The sequence below is a fragment of the Caulobacter sp. GW821-FHT11E11 genome (assembly GCF_058808315.1).
Genome location: NZ_JBXARO010000007.1, coordinates 128638 through 146823, shown reverse-complemented (window position 1 = coordinate 146823; position 18186 = coordinate 128638). Strand labels below are relative to the sequence as shown.

Genomic DNA, 18186 nt, shown 5'->3' with positions numbered 1-18186 from the left:
TCACCGAAAATTCACCCGTCAAAACCCGATTGGTCTTATGGCGGGCTCTAGACGTTTAGCCTAGTTAGAGCCCGCCTCCTGTCCCATATGACGGGAGGAGCCGCGAGTGCTTGCCTTTCTGCCGCAGGCATGTCATGACAACGTTGTCATAGGGTGGACGACATTGGTGAAGAAAAAAGACGACGGCGATAACGGCCGCGAGGTCCTGGTGCTGCTTGGCGGCGCGGGGGATCTGGCTCTGCGAATGCTTTTGCCTTCGCTGTATTTCCTCGAACTTGATCGACTGCTGCCGCACGACTTGCGCATCATCGGCGTTGCTCGCGCGGACCATGACGCCGCCAGCTATCGCGCCCTGGTTCGTGAGCAACTGGGCAAGCGCGCGACGGTGGAGGAGGCGGTCTGGAACCGTCTGGCCGCCCGCCTCGACTACGTGCCCGCCAACATCACCAGCGAAGACGACACCAAGAAGCTGGCCGAGCGCATCGGCGCCCACGGCGACCTGGTGATCTTCTTCTCGCTGTCGCCCAGCCTGTACGGCCCGGCCTGCCAGGCGCTGCAAGCCGCCGGCCTGACCGGTCCCAAGGCCCGCCTGATCCTGGAAAAGCCGCTGGGTCGCGACCTGGAGAGCTCCAAGGCCACCAACGCCGCCGTCGCCGCCGTGGTCGACGAAAGCCAGGTCTTCCGGATCGACCACTATCTGGGCAAGGAAACGGTCCAGAACCTGACCGCCCTGCGCTTCGCCAACGTGCTGTTCGAGCCCCTGTGGGATCGCAACACGATCGACCACGTGCAGATCACCATCGCCGAGACCGAGAAGGTCGGCGACCGCTGGCCCTATTACGACGAGTACGGCGCGCTGCGGGACATGGTGCAGAACCATATGCTGCAGCTCTTGTGCCTGGTCGCCATGGAGGCGCCGTCGGGCTTCGACCCCGACGCGGTCCGTGACGAGAAGGTCAAGGTTCTGCGGTCCTTGCGCCCCTTCACCAAGGAGACGGTGGCCCACGACACTGTGCGCGGCCAGTACGTGGCCGGCGTGGTCGAGGGCTCGGCCCGTCCGGGTTATGTCGAGGAAGTGGGCAAGCCCACCAAGACCGAGACCTTCGTGGCCATGAAGGTGGCGATCGACAACTGGCGCTGGGACGGCGTGCCGTTCTTCCTGCGCACCGGCAAGAACCTGCCGGACCGCCGCACCCAGATCGTCGTCCAGTTCAAGCCGCTGCCGCACAACATCTTCGGCCCGCTGACCGACGGCGAACTGTGCGCCAACCGCCTGGTCATCGACCTGCAGCCGGACGAAGACATCTCGCTGACGATCATGAACAAGCGTCCGGGCCTGTCGGAAGAGGGCATGCGCCTGCAGTCGCTGCCGCTGTCGCTGTCGTTCGGCCAGAGCGGCGGCCGTCGCCGCATCGCCTACGAGAAGCTGTTCGTGGACGCCTTCCGCGGCGACCGCACGCTGTTCGTGCGTCGCGACGAGGTCGAGCAGGCCTGGAAGTTCATCGACGCCGTCTCGGCCGCCTGGGCCGAGGCTGGCATCGAGCCGGCCCACTACGCGGCCGGCACCTGGGGGCCGCAATCGTCGCAGGGGCTGATCTCGCCCGGCGGCCGGTCCTGGAAGGCTTAAGTCATGGCCAAGTTCGAAGCCTTCGGCTCCCGCGAAGACCTCTATGACGCCGCCGCCTCGATCCTGATCGGGGCGCTGACCAACGCCGTCGCCACCCACGGCAAGGCGGGTTTCGCGGCCACCGGCGGCACGACGCCGGCTCCGGTCTATGACCGCATGGCCGGCATGACCGCGCCGTGGGACAAGATTACGGTCACCCTGACCGACGAGCGCTTCCTGCCGCCGACCGATCCGGGCAGCAACGAAGGCCTGGTTCGTCGTCACCTGCTGACGGGCGAGGCCGGCAAGGCCGAGTTCGCGCCGCTGTTCTTCGAGGGCGTCAGTCACGAGGAGAGCGCGCTGAAGGCGGAGGAGGGCGTCATCGCCGCCGCGCCGTTCGGCGTGGTGCTGCTGGGTGTGGGCGCCGACGGCCACTTCGCCTCGCTGTTCCCGGGCAATCCGGTGCTGGCGCGCGGCCTGGACCTGCATTCGGAGCGCTCGGTCCTGGCCGTGCCGCCCGGCGATCCGGCTCCGGACATCCAGCGCCTGAGCCTGACCCTGGCCGCCCTGACCCGCACCGACCTGATCGTGCTGCTGGTCACCGGCGCGGCCAAGAAAGCGTTGTTGGAAGGCGACGTCGATCCGGCCCTGCCGGTCGCCGCCATCCTGAAGCAGGACCGCGCCAAGGTCCGCATCCTCTGGGCGGAGTAAGCGCCATGAACCCGGTCATCGCCGAAGTCACCGCTCGCATCATCGAACGCAGCAAGGACAGCCGCGCGGCTTACCTCGCCAACATGCAGCACGCGATCGACAGCCAGCCGGGCCGGGCCAAGCTGTCCTGCGCCAACTGGGCTCACGCCTTCGCCGCCTCGCCGGGTGTCGACAAGGTCCGCGCGCTGGACCCGAACGCGCCGAACATCGGCATCGTCTCGGCCTATAACGACATGCTGTCGGCCCACCAGCCGCTGGAAGAGTATCCGGCGCTGATCAAGGTCGCAGCCCGTGAAGTGGGCGCGACCGCCCAGTTCGCCGGCGGCGTGCCGGCCATGTGCGATGGCGTCACCCAGGGCCGTCCGGGCATGGAGCTGTCGCTGTTCTCGCGCGACGTCATCGCCATGGCCACGGCCGTCGCCTTGACCCACGACGCCTTCGACTCGGCGCTGTATCTGGGCGTCTGCGACAAGATCGTCCCAGGTCTGGTGATGGGCGCTCTGACCTTCAGCCATCTGCCGGCTCTGTTCGTGCCCGCCGGGCCGATGACCTCGGGCCTGCCCAACAGCGAGAAGGCCCGCATCCGCGCCCTCTACGCCGAGGGCAAGGTCGGTCGCGCCGAACTGCTGGAAGCCGAACAGGCCAGCTACCACGGCCCTGGCACCTGCACCTTCTACGGCACGGCCAACACCAACCAGATGCTGATGGAGCTGATGGGCTTCCATCTGCCCGGCTCGGCCTTCGTCCACCCCAACACGCCGCTGCGCGAAGCCCTGGTCAAGGAAGCCGCGCGCCGCGCCGCCGCCGTGACCAACAAAGGCAACGAGTTCATTCCGGTCGGCCGGATGATCGACGAGAAGTCGATCGTCAACGGCGTGGTCGGCCTGATGGCCACCGGCGGCTCGACCAACCTGGCCCTGCACATCATCGCCATGGCCCACGCGGCCGGCGTGCTGCTGACGCTGGAAGACCTGGACGACATCTCCAAGGCCACCCCGCTGCTGGCCCGCGTGTATCCGAACGGCTCGGCCGACGTGAACCACTTCCAGGCCGCCGGCGGTATGGCGTTCGTGATCCGCGAGCTGCTGAAGGCTGGCCTGGTCCACGAGGACGTCCAGACCATCGCCGGTCCGGGCCTGTCGCTGTACGCCCAGGAGCCGCACCTCGAGGACGGCGTCCTCAGCTGGCGCGAAGGCGCGGCAGAGAGCCTGGACACCGCCATCGTGCGTCCGGTTTCCGACCCGTTCAGCAAGGAAGGCGGTCTGCGTCTGCTGGCCGGCAACCTGGGCCGCGGCGTCATGAAGATCTCGGCGGTGAAGCCCGAGCACCACGTGATCGAAGCCCCCTGTGCCGTGTTCCAGGAGCAGGAAGACTTCATCGCCGCCTTCAAGCGCGGCGAGCTGGACCGCGACGTGGTCGTGGTGATGCGTTTCCAGGGCCCGGCCGCCAACGGCATGCCGGAACTGCACAACCTGTCGCCGTCGATCTCGGTGCTGCTGGACCGCGGCTACAAGGTCGCCCTGGTCACCGACGGCCGCATGTCGGGCGCTTCGGGCAAGACCCCCGCCGCCATCCACGTGACGCCGGAAGCCGCCAAGGGCGGGCCCCTGGCCTATGTCCAGGACGGCGACGTGATCAGCGTCAACGCCGAGACCGGCGAATTGAAGATCCTGGTGGACGAGGCGGCGCTGCTGGCCCGTACGCCGGCGAACGTCCCGGCGTCCAAGCCGGGCTTTGGTAGGGAATTGTTTGGGTGGATGCGCAGCGGGGTCGGCGCGGCCGACGCCGGCGCCTCCGTCTTTGCTTGAGGAAGCGCTAGGTTATGGACGGCAATCACAGCCCGGGTCTGGGTCTCGTCGGCGATATCGGCGGCACGAACGCCCGCTTCGCCCTGGTCGAATTCGACGGTCAGGACCCGCGCCTGATCGAGCCCACGACCTATAAGGGCGAGGACTACGGCACGGCTGAGGACGCCATCGCGGCCTATCTGCAGAAGGTCGGCGTGCGCCATCCCGACCAGGCGGTGGTGGCCGTGGCCGGCCCGATCGAGCACGGCTCGGTCCACATGACCAACCTGGACTGGCGGATCTCGGAAGACAGCCTGCGTCGCGCCGGCGGCTTCCGGAACGCCAAGCTGATCAACGACTTCACCGCCCAGGCCCTGGCCGCGCCGCGCCTGGGTCCCAAGGACCTGCGCCAGATCGGCCATCTGCCGACCTCGGGCGAAGGCGATCTCGCCATCCTTGGTCCGGGCACCGGCTTCGGCGTCGCCGGCCTGGTGCGTCGTCACGGCCAGGAGATCCCGCTGGCCACCGAAGGCGGCCACGTCGCCTTCGCGCCGCTGGACGAGGTCGAGATCGAGGTGCTGCGCGCCCTGACCAAGCAGCTGGACGGCGGCCGCGTCTCGGTCGAGCGCATCCTGTCGGGTCCGGGCATGGAAGACCTGCATGTCGCCCTGGCCGCCGCCGAAGGCCGCAAGGTCGAGGCCCTGGCCGCCAAGCAGATCACCGAACGCGCGGTCGAGGGCTGCGCCGACAGCCTGGCCACCGTGAACCGCTTCTGCGCGGTGCTGGGCTCGACGGCCGGCGACATCGCCCTGACCCTGGGCGCGCGGGGCGGCGTGTTCATCGCCGGCGGCATCGCGCCCCGCATCATCGACATCCTGGAAAAGAGCCCGTTCCGCGAGCGCTTCGACGCCAAGGGCCGCCTGTCGGGCTTCACCCAGGCGATCCCGACCCACGTCATCCTGCACCCGCACACGGCGCTGATCGGCGCCGCGGTGGCGCTGACGCCGGAGGGCCGGGCGGCGGTCTCTTAAAGAGGCTAGTCCACCGGCGTTTTCAGCAGCGTCGCCTTGCGTTTGGCCAGCATCTGGCCGCACTGGGCGGCGCTGGGCGGAGCCGTCTTGGCGGCCTCGCGCCCCTGGGCGATCCGCGTGTCGAGCCAGGCCTGGATAGTGTCGTTGATGTCGGGCGAGAAGCGGGTCGGATCCCGCAGCTCCGCCAGGTAGGCGCGGCCCTGGGCGCGGCTTAGCCGCGCGTCGCATGTACCGACCGCCTCGGCCACTTCGCCGCCCGCCAGCACGTACCGCGACTGCCAGCCGGCCCGGCCGTAGGGCGCGAGCTGACTGTCGACATAACGCAGCGACAGGGTGCTGACCGCGCCCGCCGGCGGTTTCATCAGCACGCTGCCCACCGGATCGTCGACCGCGCGGCGGCAGCGGACCGACAGTCCGTCGGCGAACTCGCGCAGGGCGCGGTCTCCGCCGGGATCCTTCAGATTGGCCTGGACCCGGTCGCGCGCAGCCAGCGTCTCGGTGGTCTCGCGCGCCTTCGACGCGGCCACCGCGGCCTGCGCCTCCTGCGGATTGGCTCCGACGCGCTCGGCGATCTTGGCGATCTCGCCCGCGAAGGCCTGGCCGTCGCGATCGACCAGGGTGTAGCCGAGGGACTCGCAGAAGGGCGTCGCGGCGGCGAAGCGACCCAGGACATCCAGCCGTCCCAGCGTCTGAGGCGGGATGGACGATTGGGCCGCCGCCAGGGACGGGGCCATGGCGAACGCCCCGACGACCAGAGCCGTCATCAGGTCGGATGGTTTCATGCGAGGCAGCCCCTCTGTCGCGCGCGCGGGACGCAGCGACGTTATACCAGGGGGACCCTGGGGCGGTTTTAGGGCGCGCGCGACGGGGGCTCGCCATGACAGCCTTGTCATGGCTAAGTATGCGCCACACCGAACGAATCGGGGCGGCGAGGGACGGAATTGAGCGCCAAGATCACGATCCACGACGTGGCGCGCGAGAGCGGCGTCTCGATCAAGACCGTCTCGCGGGTCCTCAACCGTGAGCCCAACGTCAAGGCCGACACCCGCGACCGGGTGCAGGCCGCCGTGGCCGCCTTGAACTACCGCCCCAACATCTCGGCCCGCAGCCTGGCGGGCTCGAAGGCCTATCTGATCGGCGTCTTCTTCGACAACCCCAGCCCCGGCTACGTCACCGACGTGCAGCTGGGCGCCATCGCGCGCTGCCGGCAGGAGGGGTTCCACCTGATCGTCGAGCCGATCGACTCGACCGCCGACGTCGAGGACCAGGTCGCGCCGATGCTGGCGACGCTGCGCATGGACGGGGTGATCCTGACGCCGCCGCTCAGCGACCATCCGATCGTGCTGGCCGCGCTGGAGCGGGAAGGGGTCGCCTATGTCCGCATCGCCCCGGGCGGCGATGTCGACCGCGCCCCGTGGGTCAGCATGGACGACCGCCTGGCCGCCTATGAGATGACCAAGCACCTGATCGAGCTGGGCCACACCGACATCGGCTTCATCATCGGCCACCCCGACCACGGCGCCTCGCACCATCGCCACCAAGGCTTCATCGACGCCATGCGCGACGCCGGCCTGCCGATCCGCGACGACCGGGTGGAGCAGGGCTGGTTCTCGTTCCGCTCGGGCTTCGAGGCGGCCGAGAAGCTGCTGGGCGGCGCCGACCGTCCGACCGCCGTCTTCGCCTCGAACGACGACATGGCGCTGGGCGTCATGGCCATCGCCAACCGCCTGCGCCTGGACGTGCCGTCTCAGCTGTCGGTCGCCGGCTTCGACGACACGCCGGGGGCCAAGATCACCTGGCCGCAGCTGACCACCGTCCGCCAGCCCATCCACGCCATGGCCGGCGCCGCCGCCGACATGCTGATGCACGGCGTCGAGCGGGAGGAGGGCGCGCCGCCGCCGTCGCGCCTGCTGGACTTCGAGCTGGTGGTCCGGGAATCCACCGGCCAAGCGCCGGGTTAGCCGCTTTTCGGGATGTGATCGATGTTACCGCAATCAATTATCCTTGACAGCGCTGTCCGTTTTACGTGAGATCGCAGGGATCAAGACGGTCGCCCACGGTAAGGCGGCGTCAGGAGGAAACGCCATGACCTCGCCTGACCGGACCAGCGTCCGTCGCGCCATCCTGTGCGCACGATCACTCCCCTCCAAGCGGCCCTGACCGCTTCTCTTTCGCTCGGCGCGGACATCCCGCAAGCGCCGCGCCGAGCGCTTTTCTCTACAGTTCACATGGTCCGCCTGGGGGGCGGGCGTATCCTGGGAAACACGATGTCCGCATACGGTCGCTTTGCCGCCGCCTCCGCCCTGGCTTTGATCCTCGCCGGAGGATTGGCCAGCGCCGCCTCGGCCCAGACCCCCCCAAGTAATATTGGCGATGCGACGGCGCACCCGGAGGCGTGGCCCAAGGCCGCCAGCCCGGCCGCGATCACCGACGCCAAGACCGAGGCCTTCATCACCCAGCTGATGGGCCAGATGACCGTCGAGGAGAAGGTCGCCCAGACCATTCAGGCCGATGGCGCCTCGATCACCCCCGAGGAACTCAAGAAGTACCGCCTGGGCTCGGTCCTGGTCGGCGGCAACAGCGCCCCCGACGGCAATGACCGCGCCACGCCCCAGCGCTGGGTGGAGTGGATCCGCGCCTATCGCGCCGCGGCGCTCGAGAACCGCGGCGGTCACCAGGAAATCCCGATCATGTTCGGCGTCGACGCCGTGCACGGCCACAACAACGTCGTCGGCGCGACGATCTTCCCGCACAATATCGGCCTGGGCGCGGCGCGTGATCCGGACCTGATCCGCCGCATCGGCGAAGCCACCGCAGAAGAGATGGTCGCCACCGGCGCCGACTGGACCTTTGGCCCCACCGTGGCCGTGCCCCGCGACGAGCGCTGGGGCCGCGCCTACGAAGGCTACGCCGAGGACCCGGAAGTGGTGAAGAGCTATTCCGGCCCGATGACCCTGGGCCTGCAGGGGCCGCTGGTCGCCGGCAAGCCGCTGGGCGCCGCCCACGTGGCTGGCTCGGCCAAGCACTTCCTGGCCGACGGCGGCACGGAAGGCGGCAAGGACCAGGGCGACGCCAAGATCTCCGAGGCGGATCTGGTTCGCCTGCACGCGGCCGGCTATCCGCCCGCCATCGACGCCGGCATCCTGTCGGTGATGGTCTCGTTCTCCAGCTGGAACGGCGTCAAGCACACCGGCAACAAGAGCCTGCTGACCGACGTGCTGAAGGGCAAGCTGGGCTTCCAGGGCTTCGTCGTCGGCGACTGGAACGCCCACGGCCAGGTCGAGGGCTGCACCAACACCAACTGCGCCCAGGCCTATATTGCCGGCATGGACATGATCATGGCCCCCGACAGCTGGAAGGGCCTGTACGACAACACCCTTGCGCAGGTGAAGGCCGGCCAGATCCCGATGGCGCGCATCGACGACGCCGTGCGCCGCATCCTGCGGGTCAAGGTCAAGTCGGGCCTGTTCGAGAACAAGCGCCCGCTGGAGGGCAAGTACGAGCTGCTCGGCTCGCCCGCCCACCGCGCGGTGGCCCGCGAGGCGGTCCGCAAGTCGCTGGTGCTGCTGAAGAACGACGGCGTGCTGCCGCTGAAAAGCTCGGCCCGCGTGCTGGTGGCCGGCGACGGCGCCGACGACATCGGCAAGGCGGCCGGCGGCTGGACCCTGACCTGGCAAGGCACGGGCAACAAGAACAGCGACTTCCCGCACGGCCAGTCGATCTATGGCGGCATCGCCGAGGCCGTGAAGGCCGGCGGCGGCAGCGCCGAGCTGTCGACCTCGGGCGACTTCAAGCAGAAGCCCGACGTGGCCATCGTGGTGTTCGGCGAGAACCCCTATGCCGAGTTCCAGGGCGACGTCGCCAGCACCGAGTACCAGCCGGGCGACAAGACCGACCTGGCCCTGCTCAAGAAGCTGAAGGCCGCCGGCATCCCGGTGGTGGCGGTGTTCCTCAGCGGGCGGCCGATGTGGACCAATCCCGAGATCAACGCCTCGGACGCCTTCGTGGCGGCCTGGCTGCCGGGCTCGGAAGGCGGCGGCGTGGCCGACGTGCTGGTGGGTGACGCGGCCGGCAAGCCGCGCAACGACTTCAAGGGCAAGCTGTCGTTCAGCTGGCCCAAGCGCGCCGACCAGGAGCCGCTCAACGTCGGCGACGCCAACTACGATCCGCTGTTCCCCTATGGCTATGGCCTGAGCTACGCCAAGCCGGGCCCAAATGGAGGGAAGCTCGCGGCGCTATCGGAGAACCCCGGAGCGGCCAGCGCCGAGGCCAATGTCGACCGCTACTTCGTCGCCGGCCGCGCGCCCGCGCCGTGGACGCTGAACGTCGGCGGGGCCGTGTCGCTGAAAACCGTCGACGCCGGCGCGCAGGAAAACGCTCGCCAGGCGACGTGGAGCGGAGAGGGTTCTGGTTCGTTGAATGTGCTGGGACAGCCCGTCGACCTGTCGCGCCAGACCACCGGCGACATGGCGGTCTCGATCCGCTATCGGGTCGATGCGTCCCCAGAGAAACCGGTTTCCCTCGGCATCGCCTGTGGCGAATCCTGTGGGGCGACGGTAGACGTAACGTCAACGTTGTCAGGTGCGAAACTCGGCGAATGGCGTACGGCCAAGATCAAACTTTCCTGCTTCAAGGCCAAGGGCGCGGACATGACGCATGTTTCGTCCCCCTTCTCGCTGTCCACCGCCGGACGCATGACTCTGTCATTCACCGAAATCAGACTGGCTTCCAACGAGGGCGACGCCTTCTGTCCGCCAAGCTGATCCAAAAAGAAGGAGCGACGGCATGATCCGCGCCCGTCGCTCCCGCATCGTCGCCACGATCGGCCCCGCTTCCAGTTCGCTCGACATGATCGTCACCCTGGCCAAGGCCGGGGCTGACGTGTTCCGCCTGAACTTCAGCCACGGCGCGCACGAGACCCACGCGGCGGTCTATGCCGCGATCCGCGAGGCCGAGAAGATCGTCGATCGCCCGTTGGGCATCCTGGCGGACCTGCAAGGTCCCAAGCTGCGCGTCGGCAAGTTCGCCAACGGTCCGGTGATCCTGAAGGCCGGCCAGGCCTTCCGCTTTGACAGCGACCCGACCCCGGGCGACGAGACGCGCGTTCACCTGCCGCATCCGGAAATCCTGACCGCCATGCGGCCGGGCGCCACCCTGCTGCTGGACGATGGCAAGCTGCGCATGGTCGTGACCGACGCCGGTCCAGGCTATGCCAACACCACGGTCGCCAACGGCGGCAAGCTGTCGGAACGCAAGGGCGTGGCGGTGCCGGACGTCGTCATCCCGATGTCGCCCCTGACCGCCAAGGACCGCGAGGACCTGGCCTTCGCCCTCCGTCTCGGTGTCGACTGGATCGCCCTGTCGTTCGTGCAGGCCCCGGAAGACATGGCCGAGCTGCGCCGCATCGTCGAAGGCCGCGCCGCGGTGCTGGCCAAGATCGAAAAGCCCCAGGCCCTGAAGGTGCTGGGTCCGATCCTCGACCTGTGCGACGGCGTCATGGTGGCCCGTGGTGACCTCGGCGTCGAAATGGCCCCCGAAGAGGTGCCGGTGGCTCAGAAGGTCATCCTGCGGGCGGCGCGCGAGCGCGGCATCCCGGTGATCGTCGCCACCCAGATGCTGGAATCGATGATCAGCTCGCCGACGCCCACCCGCGCCGAGGCTTCTGACGTCGCCAACGCCGTCTATGAGGGCGCGGACGCGGTGATGCTGTCGGCGGAATCGGCGGCCGGCGAATATCCCGAAGAGTCGGTGTCGATGATGAACCGCATCATCGAGCGGGTTGAGCGCGATCCGCGCTGGCCCGAGGTGATGCAGGCCGAACAGAAGCACGACGACGATGACGCCGACGTGCTGGTGGTCGCCGCCGCCGGCGCGGCCAAGTCCGGCTCGACCAAGTGCCTGGTGGCCTTCACCACCACGGGCGCGACCGCGCGCCGTTTGGCCCGCGAGCGCCCGCTGCAGCCGGTGCTGGCCCTGTCGCCCGACATCAACGCCGTGCGCCGCATGGCCCTGTGCTGGGGCGTCGAGCCCCGCGTCAGCGCCCAGCCCGACAGCCTGGAGGTCGTCACCACCGACGCCTCGAGCAAGGCCCTGGAGCTGGGTCTGGTCGCCCCGGGCGAACGCCTGCTGGTCGTGGCCGGCACGCCGTTCGGCGCTCCGGGCGCGGCGAACCTGCTGCGCCTGGCGCACGCGCCATCGCCGGCCCGCCGCCGCTAATCGATTGAGACTGGAGATCCCGGGCCAGGGCCCGGGATTTTCCTTATGAGGCGAACGAGGCCGGCAGCAGCCGCTCGTAGCCCCGGCGCACGGCGCCGTAGCACTCGCAGGTCATGGCCTCGAGGCCCGCGCGGTCCAGGATGTCGACCACGCCCCGGCGATAACGGATCAGGCCCTTGGTCTGCAGCGAGCCGGCGACGGCCGTCACGGTGGTGCGCTGGACGCCCAGCATGTCGGCCAGGAACTCCTGGGTCAGGCTGACGGTGTTGGTGTCCAAGCGGTCGTGGCACGACAATAGCCAGCGGCAGAAGCGCGCCTCGACGGCGTGCAGGGCGTTGCAGGCCACCGACTGGATGGCGTGACCGAACAGCGCTTCGTTGTGGCGATCGACCAGGGTGCGCAGGGCGGGGCTGCGGCTCCAGGCGTCATGGAGCGGCCCAGAGGCGATGCGCAGGGCCGAGCCCGGCGCCTGGACGATGGCGCGGCTGAGCGACTGACGCGGCGCGACGGCGGCCATCAGGCCCAGGGCGCCCTCGCGACCGATGGTGGCCGACTCGATGGCCGCGCCGTTCTCCATCAGGGTCATCAGCGAGATGACGCAGTCGATCGGGAAATAGACCTGATCGACCAGGTCGCCCGGATCGTAGAGAAGGCGGCCCTTCTCGAGGTCGACCGTGGAAAGATGAGGTGTGAGCAGACCCCTGTCTTCGGACGGCAATGCGGAAAGCAAGCGGTTCTTCAAGGTCGCTAACGGCCCAGTCATGGGGAATCGAACGCCGTCTCACGGCAAGGGTTGCAAGCTATAGGTGGGACAGCTGGGCCGCGCCGTCGCTTAGCCGACACAATCCAGTCAGGAGCGCGGCAAAAAGAGAAGAGTCGGGCGAACTCTTTGTGGGTATCGATCATTTGGCATGCTGTATGTTTGTCGGGTTCCCGACATAACTGCTCAGTCTAAGTCGTCCTCAACCTCAGATCATCTAGAGCAGGCAAAGAAAAGGGCCGCCTTGCGGCGGCCCAGTTGAAGGATTCGGTTGGCATGGGGGCCCTTCCTTGCGATCGGGGAACCGCAAGGAAGGGCCGGTGGCGCGGGCGGCGGATCCCACGCCTCAGGCGGAGGCCCAACCCTAGGGAAGGGGAGGGGGCCTTGGCCGCCTGGTCCCACGCGCGCGGTCGCCAGCTACCCTGAAGTCGCACGACCGGGCGTTGGCCGGCTACTTCGCCTTGGCGAAGGCCGAGGACATCCAGCCCCGGGCGCCGTTTTCGTCGTCGACCTCGATCCAGACGCCGTTGCGCTGGCCGGTCGGATAGACCGCGCCGCCGGCCTTGACCGTGCCGACGGCCGCGCCGTTAGGAGCGGCCGAGCCGCGCAGGATGACGTCCTGGGTCGTGGCCAGGGTCGGCAGGGCGGCCGGCGCTGGGCTGGAGGTCGTCAGGGTGGCGGGAACCACGGCGGCGGCCACGCCGCACTTGCCCTGGTAGAGGCCGGCCATCACGGCCCGACGCTGTTGGGCGATCTGGATGTTCTGGGCTTCGCGCTGAGCCTTGGCGGCCGCGGCGGCCTTGGCCTGCGAGGCGGCGGCGTTGGCGAACATGCCCAGGCCAGGCACCCGGCCCAGGGCGCCGCTGTAGAGCGCGGCGTTGATGCCCAGGCTGGCGGCGGTCTCGGCCCCGCGCGCGGCGCCCTCGGCGCTGGCGATGGCGCCGTTCGAGACGCCCATCACCTGGTCCATGCGGGTCATCTCGGCGCTGATCTGGTCGCAGCTCATCGACGCGTCGGTCGGATAGGTTAGCTGCAGTGTCTGGGCCTGGGCGGCGGTCGCGGCGAGGGCGAGGCCCAGGGCGGTAACGGTGGCGATAAGCTTGGTCATGATGGCTCCCCTGGACGGAAGCCGTCTTTGAAACCCGCTCTTCGCGGGACCCCCGGTCCGTCAGTTCGAGAACGACGGTATCCGGGGGCTGTAGGAAGGGCCTATCCCCAGGACTGGGGGTAGCGCGTCAGGCGAAGTGTGGAGCGGTTCGCCGCCCGGACGCGCGTAAGCAAAAAAGTCAGAAGCCCATCAGGCGGGCGTAGCGGTCGCGGTGGAAGCTGGCGCCGCCGAACAGGGCCTCGGTGACGCGGGCGCGCTTCATGTACAGTCCGCTGTCGTGGGCGTCGGTCATGCCGATGCCGCCGTGCATCTGGACCATCTCGTTGGAGGCCAGGTGGACCAGCTCCGACGCCTTGGCCTTGGCCAGCGAGGCGAGGGCGCGGGTGTCACCGCCGGCGTCGAAGGCTTCCAGGGCGGCTTCGACGCACGAGCGCGTGGTCTCGATGTCGGTGAACCACTTGGCGGCGCGGTGCTGCAGCGCCTGGAAGGTGCCGATGACCTGGCCGAACTGGGTGCGGGTCTTGATGTAGTCCAGCGTGATGTCAAAGGCCGCCGAGGCGCTGCCCAGCATCTCGGCCGCCAGGCCCGCATAGGCGCGGTCCAGCACCGGCTCCAGGACCGCCCAGCCCTTGTCGACCTCGCCCAGCACCGCGTCCGCGCCGACCTCGACGCCGTCGAAGGCGATCTGGGCCGCGCCGCGCGAGTCCAGCAGCGACAGGTGGGTGCGGGTCACGCCCGGCGCGTCGGCGGAGACCAGGAACAGGGTCAGGCCCTCGGTCCCGGCGCCGCTGGTGCGGGCGACGACGATCAGCAGGTCGGCGGCCTCGCCGTCCAGCACGAAGATCTTGGTCCCGTTCAGCACGTAACCCGCGCCGCCCTTGGTCGCGGTCAGGGCCGTGCGGGCCGGATTGTGGTGCGAGCCTTCATCGACGGCCAGGGTGGCGACGGCCGCGCCGGTGGCGATCTTGGGCAGCCAGGCGGCCTTCTGGGCGTCCGAGCCGCCCAGGTTCAGAGCCGAGGCCCCGATCATGGCGGTGGAGAGCAGGGGCGAGGCGGCCAGGGTGCGGCCGGTCTCTTCCAGGATCAGGCCCAGGCCCAGATAGCCGAAGGCCGAGCCGTCATGCTCTTCCGGGACGATCACCCCGGCCCAGCCCATCTCGCCCATCTCGGCCCAGGCGGCCGGGTCGAAGCTTTGCTTGGACTTGCCGTCCCGCAGCTTGCGCAGGGCGCCGACGGGCGCGCTTTCACTGGCCCAGCCCTTGGCGGCGTCGCGCAGCATGGTCTGTTCTTCGGTCAGGACGGCCATCAGGCGTGCTCCCTGGATTGATGACGGACGGCCCAGTCGAGGGCCTGTTCCAGACGGTCGTTGCCCCAGAAGAGCTCGCCGTCGGCGGTGAGAAAGCTGGGCGCGCCGAACAGGCCGCGCTCCTTGGCCATGCTGACATGGTCCTTGAGCAGGGCCTTGATCGGGGCGGACTGGGCAGCGGCCAGCACGTGCTCGGGACCCGCGCCGACCTCGGCGATCAGGACGCTGAGGACCTCGGGGCTGCCGATGTCCAGGTCGTCGACGAAGTTGGCCTGGTAGACCGCGCGGCTGAACGCCGGGGTCCAGCCGTCCTCGATCCCGACCAGCGCCACGCGGGCGGCCAGCAGGCTGTTGCGCGGGAACTGGCTGGGATGATGCAGCGGCAGGCCCTCGGCCTCGCAGACGCGCTCGAGGTCGCGCCACATGTACTCGCCCTTGACCGGGACGGCGTTGAACGGGCTGTCGTTCAGACCCTGCTGCTCATGGAACAGCGGACCGACGATGAACGGCCGCCAGGCCACGGCCACGCCCTTGTCGGCGGCCAGCCGCTCGATGCGCATGGCCGCCGGATAGGAATAGGTCGAGGCGAACTCGTACCAGAACTCGATCATCGGACTACTGGTGGTCCAGGAGCCCGAGGACGCGCTTGGCGACGACATTGAGGTTCACCTCGCTGGTGCCGCCTTCGATCGAGTTGCCCTTGGCGCGGAGCATGGCGCGCGGGGCGGCCAGTTCTTCGGCAGCGAAGCCTTCGCCTTCCCAGCCGAGACCCTGGAGGCCGAGGGCCTCGACCAACAGCTCGGTGCGCTCCTGGTTCATCTTTGCGGCGGCGTATTTGATGATCGAGACGGCGGCGCTGGGACCCGAGCCCTGCTTGGACTCGGTCTCGGCGCGGCGCACGGTCAGCATGAAGGCGTGGGCGTCCATCGAATGCGCGGCTAGACGAGCGCGGAAGTCGCCGTCGGCGATGCGGCCTTCGCTGTCGACGCCGATCTCCTTCTTGGCGGCCTCGACCGGGGACAGACCGCCACCGCCGCCAAAGCCTGAGGCGCTGATGTTCTGGCGCTCGTACTGCAGCAGGCGCTTGGCGATGTCCCAGCCGCCGTTCAGCTTGCCGACCAACTGCTCCTTGGGGACCTTCACGTTGTCGAAGAAGGTCTCGCAGAAGGGCGAGGAGCCGCTGATCAGCTTGATCGGGCGGGCCTCGACGCCGGGCGAGGTCATGTCGAACAGCACGAACGAGATACCCTCGTGCTTCTTGGTGGTGTCGGTGCGCACCAGGCAGAAGATCCAGTCGGCCTGGTCGGCATAGCTGGTCCAGACCTTCTGGCCATTGATCAGATAGTGGTCGCCCTTGTCCTCGCACTTGGTCTGCAGCGAGGCGAGGTCGGAGCCGGCGCCCGGTTCGCTATAACCCTGGCACCAGCGGATCTCGCCCTTCACGATCTGGGGCAGGAAGCGCTGCTTCTGCTCCTCGGTGGCGTATTCCAGCAGCACCGGACCAAGCATCCAGATGCCGAAGCTCATCAGGGCAGGGCGGGCCTTCAGGCGGCGCAGCTCCTGCTCCAACACCTTGTTCTGGGCCTTGGACAGGCCGCCACCGCCGTATTCCTTGGGCCACATCGGAGCGGTCCAGCCCTTTTCGGCCATCCGGTCCAGCCACAGCTTGGCGTCGGGGTTCTTCCAGACCATCTTGCGGCCGCCCCACGGGGCGTCGTCCTCGCCCATCGGGGCGTTCAGGGACTTGGGATAGTTGGCCTCCAGCCAGGCGCGGGTCTCGGCGCGGAAGGCGTCGAGCTCGGTTCCCCCGAAATCGGCCATCGTTCATCTCCCTAAGCGGACGTCTTGTTACCCGACACACTACGCCACGCGACGGCGGCGGCAAGTTGATTCAAACAGTCGTTCGCATCTTGATCCGCGACCATGTCACGGTTTGCGCGCTATAGGAGGACCTGTTGCTGGATCCCGCTGGGGATTCGTCATTCCGGGATCTGGATGTCCTCGACAGTTTTCAGGCCCGCGGCCCTGGCGATCGCCCCGACCCTGGCGGCGATCCTGGCCGCGTCGTCCGGGGTCATGCTGCTGGCCTCGGGGGCGACGCCCTCCGAGCCGACCCGGTTCCTGCTGCTGCTGGCCTTCGCGCCGGACCTGCTGATCGAGATCAGCCACTTCTTCTCCTCCATCCTGGGCCTGGTCCTGCTGCTGCTGGCGTTCGGCCTGCGCGCGCGGCTGGGCGCGGCCTGGTGGGCGGCGTTGATCGTGCTGGCCGCCTCGGCGGTGCTGGCCATCTTCAAGGGCCTGAACTGGGAAGAGACGGCGATGCTGGCCGTCTGCTTCCTGGCCATCCTGCCGTTCCACGACGCCTTCCCGCGCAAGGCGGCCCTGACCCGCATGGAGATCACGCCCGGCTGGCTGCTATCGGCCGCCGCGGCCCTGATCGGCGCCAGCCTGCTGGGCTGGTGGTCGTTCAACCACACGGAATTTGCCGACAAGTCCTGGATCCGGGTGCTGCAGGACCATGACGAGGCCGCCCGCGCCATCCGCTCTTCGGTCTCGGCGGCCATCGTGCTGCTGGCCGTCGGCATCTGGCGGCTGATCGCTACCGCCGCGACGCCGTCGGTGGTCGATGACACCGATCCCGAGTTCGACCGGGTCCGCGCCATCCTGGCCAAGGCGCAGGACGCCGAGCCCAGCGCCAACCTGGCTCTGCTGGGCGACAAGCGCTTCCTGTTCTCGGCTTCGGGCGAGAGTTTCCTGATGTTCGGCGTGCGGGGGCGGTCGTGGATCGCGCTGGGGGCGCCGGTCGGCAAGAACGAGGAGCGCATGGAGCTGTTCTGGCGCTTCCGCGAACTGGCCGACGCCCACGCCGCGCGCGCGGGTTTCTATGGCCTGGGTCCCGAAGACCTGCCCGATTCCGTGGATCTGGGCCTGGCTATCCAGAAGACCGGCGAGAGCGCCGCCGTGCCGCTGGAAGCCTTCAGCCTGGCCGGCCGCCGCCGCGAGGTGCTGCGCCGCAACTGGCGCAAGGCCGGCGAGGGCGGGGCGGCCTTCGAAGTCCTGCCCGTGGGCGCCGCCACAGCGATCATGGACGAGCTGAAGGCGATCTCCGACGCCTGGCTGAGCCACCATGCCGGCGGCGAGAAGAGCTTCTCGATGGGCGGTTTTGATCCGCGGTACGTCGCCGAGTTCCCGGTCGCGGTGGTGCGGGGCGAGGAGGGCAAGATCGTCGCCTTCGCCACGATGTGGCTGACGGCGTGCAAGACCTCGTTCTCGATGGACCTGATGCGTTACTCCGACGAGGCGCCCAAGAACGTCATGGACTACCTGTTCGTCGAGCTCCTGCAGTGGGGTAAGGACGAGGGCTACCAGGCGTTCGAGTTCGGCATGGCCCCACTGGCCGGCCTGGAGGATCGCCCCTTGGCGCCGATCATGTCGCGCGTCGGCCGGCTGCTCTACGAGCGCGGCGAGGAGATCTACAATTTCCAGGGCGTGCGGCGGTACAAGGACAAGTACGACCCCGTCTGGCAGCCGCGCTACATTGCCGCGCCCCACAAGTGGGCCATCCCTTTCCTGCTCGCCGACATCGGTCTGCTGTCCTCGGGCGGCATGTCGGGGCTGACGAAACGGCCCAAGAAGGCCCCCAACTGAGGGGTGCGACTCC

The 18186-nt window shown here is 68.7% G+C and carries 14 protein-coding genes; 8 read left to right on the top strand and 6 right to left on the bottom strand.

Features of this window, described 5'->3' with window-relative positions; translation table 11 throughout:
- The first annotated feature begins 166 nt into the window (after positions 1-166).
- Genes zwf through glk form a run of 4 tightly spaced genes read left to right on the top strand, consistent with a single transcriptional unit; the run spans position 167 to position 5135 of the window.
- Entirely contained in the window at positions 167-1627 is a 1461-nt protein-coding gene (gene zwf / locus AC1RR5_RS18330) for a glucose-6-phosphate dehydrogenase (RefSeq protein ID WP_492923662.1), read from the top strand.
- A gap of 3 nt (positions 1628-1630) precedes the next feature.
- The gene (pgl, locus tag AC1RR5_RS18325; RefSeq protein WP_492923660.1) at positions 1631-2317 is read left to right on the top strand and encodes a 6-phosphogluconolactonase; all 687 of its coding nucleotides are present in this window, start codon (positions 1631-1633) and stop codon (positions 2315-2317) included.
- Positions 2318-2322: 5 nt separating this feature from the next.
- Positions 2323-4125 (top strand): phosphogluconate dehydratase, encoded by a 1803-nt coding sequence (gene edd, locus AC1RR5_RS18320; RefSeq protein WP_492923658.1) that lies wholly within the window; start codon positions 2323-2325, stop codon positions 4123-4125.
- A gap of 14 nt (positions 4126-4139) precedes the next feature.
- The gene (gene glk, locus AC1RR5_RS18315) at positions 4140-5135 is read left to right on the top strand and encodes a glucokinase (protein WP_454715102.1); all 996 of its coding nucleotides are present in this window, start codon (positions 4140-4142) and stop codon (positions 5133-5135) included.
- 5 nt (positions 5136-5140) lie between these two features.
- On the opposite strand, the gene AC1RR5_RS18310 is transcribed toward glk, so the two are convergent.
- Entirely contained in the window at positions 5141-5917 is a 777-nt protein-coding gene (locus AC1RR5_RS18310; protein WP_492923656.1) for a hypothetical protein, read from the bottom strand.
- A gap of 159 nt (positions 5918-6076) precedes the next feature.
- Between AC1RR5_RS18310 and AC1RR5_RS18305 the strand changes: the two genes are divergently transcribed.
- The 3 genes from AC1RR5_RS18305 to pyk all read left to right on the top strand — a co-directional run bounded on the left by AC1RR5_RS18305 (position 6077) and on the right by pyk (position 11351).
- Positions 6077-7096 carry a LacI family DNA-binding transcriptional regulator gene (locus AC1RR5_RS18305; RefSeq protein WP_492923654.1) on the top strand — a complete coding sequence of 340 codons (1020 nt, stop codon included), beginning with the start codon at positions 6077-6079 and terminating at the stop codon, positions 7094-7096.
- 306 nt (positions 7097-7402) lie between these two features.
- Positions 7403-9898 carry a glycoside hydrolase family 3 protein gene (locus AC1RR5_RS18300; protein WP_492923652.1) on the top strand — a complete coding sequence of 832 codons (2496 nt, stop codon included), beginning with the start codon at positions 7403-7405 and terminating at the stop codon, positions 9896-9898.
- A gap of 22 nt (positions 9899-9920) precedes the next feature.
- Entirely contained in the window at positions 9921-11351 is a 1431-nt protein-coding gene (gene pyk, locus AC1RR5_RS18295) for a pyruvate kinase (RefSeq protein ID WP_492923650.1), read from the top strand.
- A 43-nt stretch (positions 11352-11394) separates the two neighbouring features.
- Here the strand turns inward: pyk and AC1RR5_RS18290 are convergent, their stop codons facing one another.
- The 5 genes from AC1RR5_RS18290 to AC1RR5_RS18270 form a co-directional block, all read right to left on the bottom strand.
- Entirely contained in the window at positions 11395-12081 is a 687-nt protein-coding gene (locus AC1RR5_RS18290; protein WP_492923648.1) for a Crp/Fnr family transcriptional regulator, read from the bottom strand.
- Positions 12082-12562: 481 nt separating this feature from the next.
- Complete coding sequence (locus AC1RR5_RS18285) at positions 12563-13219, bottom strand: SH3 domain-containing protein (RefSeq protein ID WP_492923646.1); 657 nt, start codon at positions 13217-13219, stop codon at positions 12563-12565.
- 178 nt (positions 13220-13397) lie between these two features.
- The gene (locus AC1RR5_RS18280) at positions 13398-14525 is read right to left on the bottom strand and encodes an acyl-CoA dehydrogenase family protein (RefSeq protein ID WP_492923644.1); all 1128 of its coding nucleotides are present in this window, start codon (positions 14523-14525) and stop codon (positions 13398-13400) included.
- Positions 14525-15136, bottom strand: a complete 612-nt coding sequence (locus tag AC1RR5_RS18275) for a 2-hydroxychromene-2-carboxylate isomerase (protein WP_492923642.1) — start codon at positions 15134-15136, stop codon at positions 14525-14527. The genes AC1RR5_RS18280 and AC1RR5_RS18275 overlap by 1 nt, the downstream gene beginning before the upstream one ends.
- Before the next feature lie 4 nt (positions 15137-15140).
- Entirely contained in the window at positions 15141-16346 is a 1206-nt protein-coding gene (locus AC1RR5_RS18270; RefSeq protein ID WP_492923640.1) for an acyl-CoA dehydrogenase family protein, read from the bottom strand.
- A 174-nt stretch (positions 16347-16520) separates the two neighbouring features.
- Between AC1RR5_RS18270 and AC1RR5_RS18265 the strand changes: the two genes are divergently transcribed.
- Positions 16521-18173, top strand: coding sequence for a phosphatidylglycerol lysyltransferase domain-containing protein (locus AC1RR5_RS18265; RefSeq protein ID WP_492923638.1), 1653 nt, complete (start codon positions 16521-16523; stop codon positions 18171-18173).
- Positions 18174-18186 lie beyond the last annotated feature (13 nt).

What these genes read in the sequence shown, in the direction of transcription:
- AC1RR5_RS18265 (WP_492923638.1), top strand. Translation starts at nt 16,521, where the DNA reads ATGTCCTCGACAGTTTTCAGGCCCGCGGCCCTGGCGATCGCCCCGACC.
- pyk (WP_492923650.1), top strand. Translation starts at nt 9,921, where the DNA reads ATGATCCGCGCCCGTCGCTCCCGCATCGTCGCCACGATCGGCCCCGCT.
- AC1RR5_RS18300 (WP_492923652.1), top strand. Translation starts at nt 7,403, where the DNA reads ATGTCCGCATACGGTCGCTTTGCCGCCGCCTCCGCCCTGGCTTTGATC.
- AC1RR5_RS18275 (WP_492923642.1), bottom strand. Translation starts at nt 15,136, where the DNA reads ATGATCGAGTTCTGGTACGAGTTCGCCTCGACCTATTCCTATCCGGCG.
- AC1RR5_RS18270 (WP_492923640.1), bottom strand. Translation starts at nt 16,346, where the DNA reads ATGGCCGATTTCGGGGGAACCGAGCTCGACGCCTTCCGCGCCGAGACC.
- pgl (WP_492923660.1), top strand. Translation starts at nt 1,631, where the DNA reads ATGGCCAAGTTCGAAGCCTTCGGCTCCCGCGAAGACCTCTATGACGCC.
- AC1RR5_RS18280 (WP_492923644.1), bottom strand. Translation starts at nt 14,525, where the DNA reads ATGGCCGTCCTGACCGAAGAACAGACCATGCTGCGCGACGCCGCCAAG.
- glk (WP_454715102.1), top strand. Translation starts at nt 4,140, where the DNA reads ATGGACGGCAATCACAGCCCGGGTCTGGGTCTCGTCGGCGATATCGGC.
- AC1RR5_RS18285 (WP_492923646.1), bottom strand. Translation starts at nt 13,219, where the DNA reads ATGACCAAGCTTATCGCCACCGTTACCGCCCTGGGCCTCGCCCTCGCC.
- edd (WP_492923658.1), top strand. Translation starts at nt 2,323, where the DNA reads ATGAACCCGGTCATCGCCGAAGTCACCGCTCGCATCATCGAACGCAGC.
- AC1RR5_RS18310 (WP_492923656.1), bottom strand. Translation starts at nt 5,917, where the DNA reads ATGAAACCATCCGACCTGATGACGGCTCTGGTCGTCGGGGCGTTCGCC.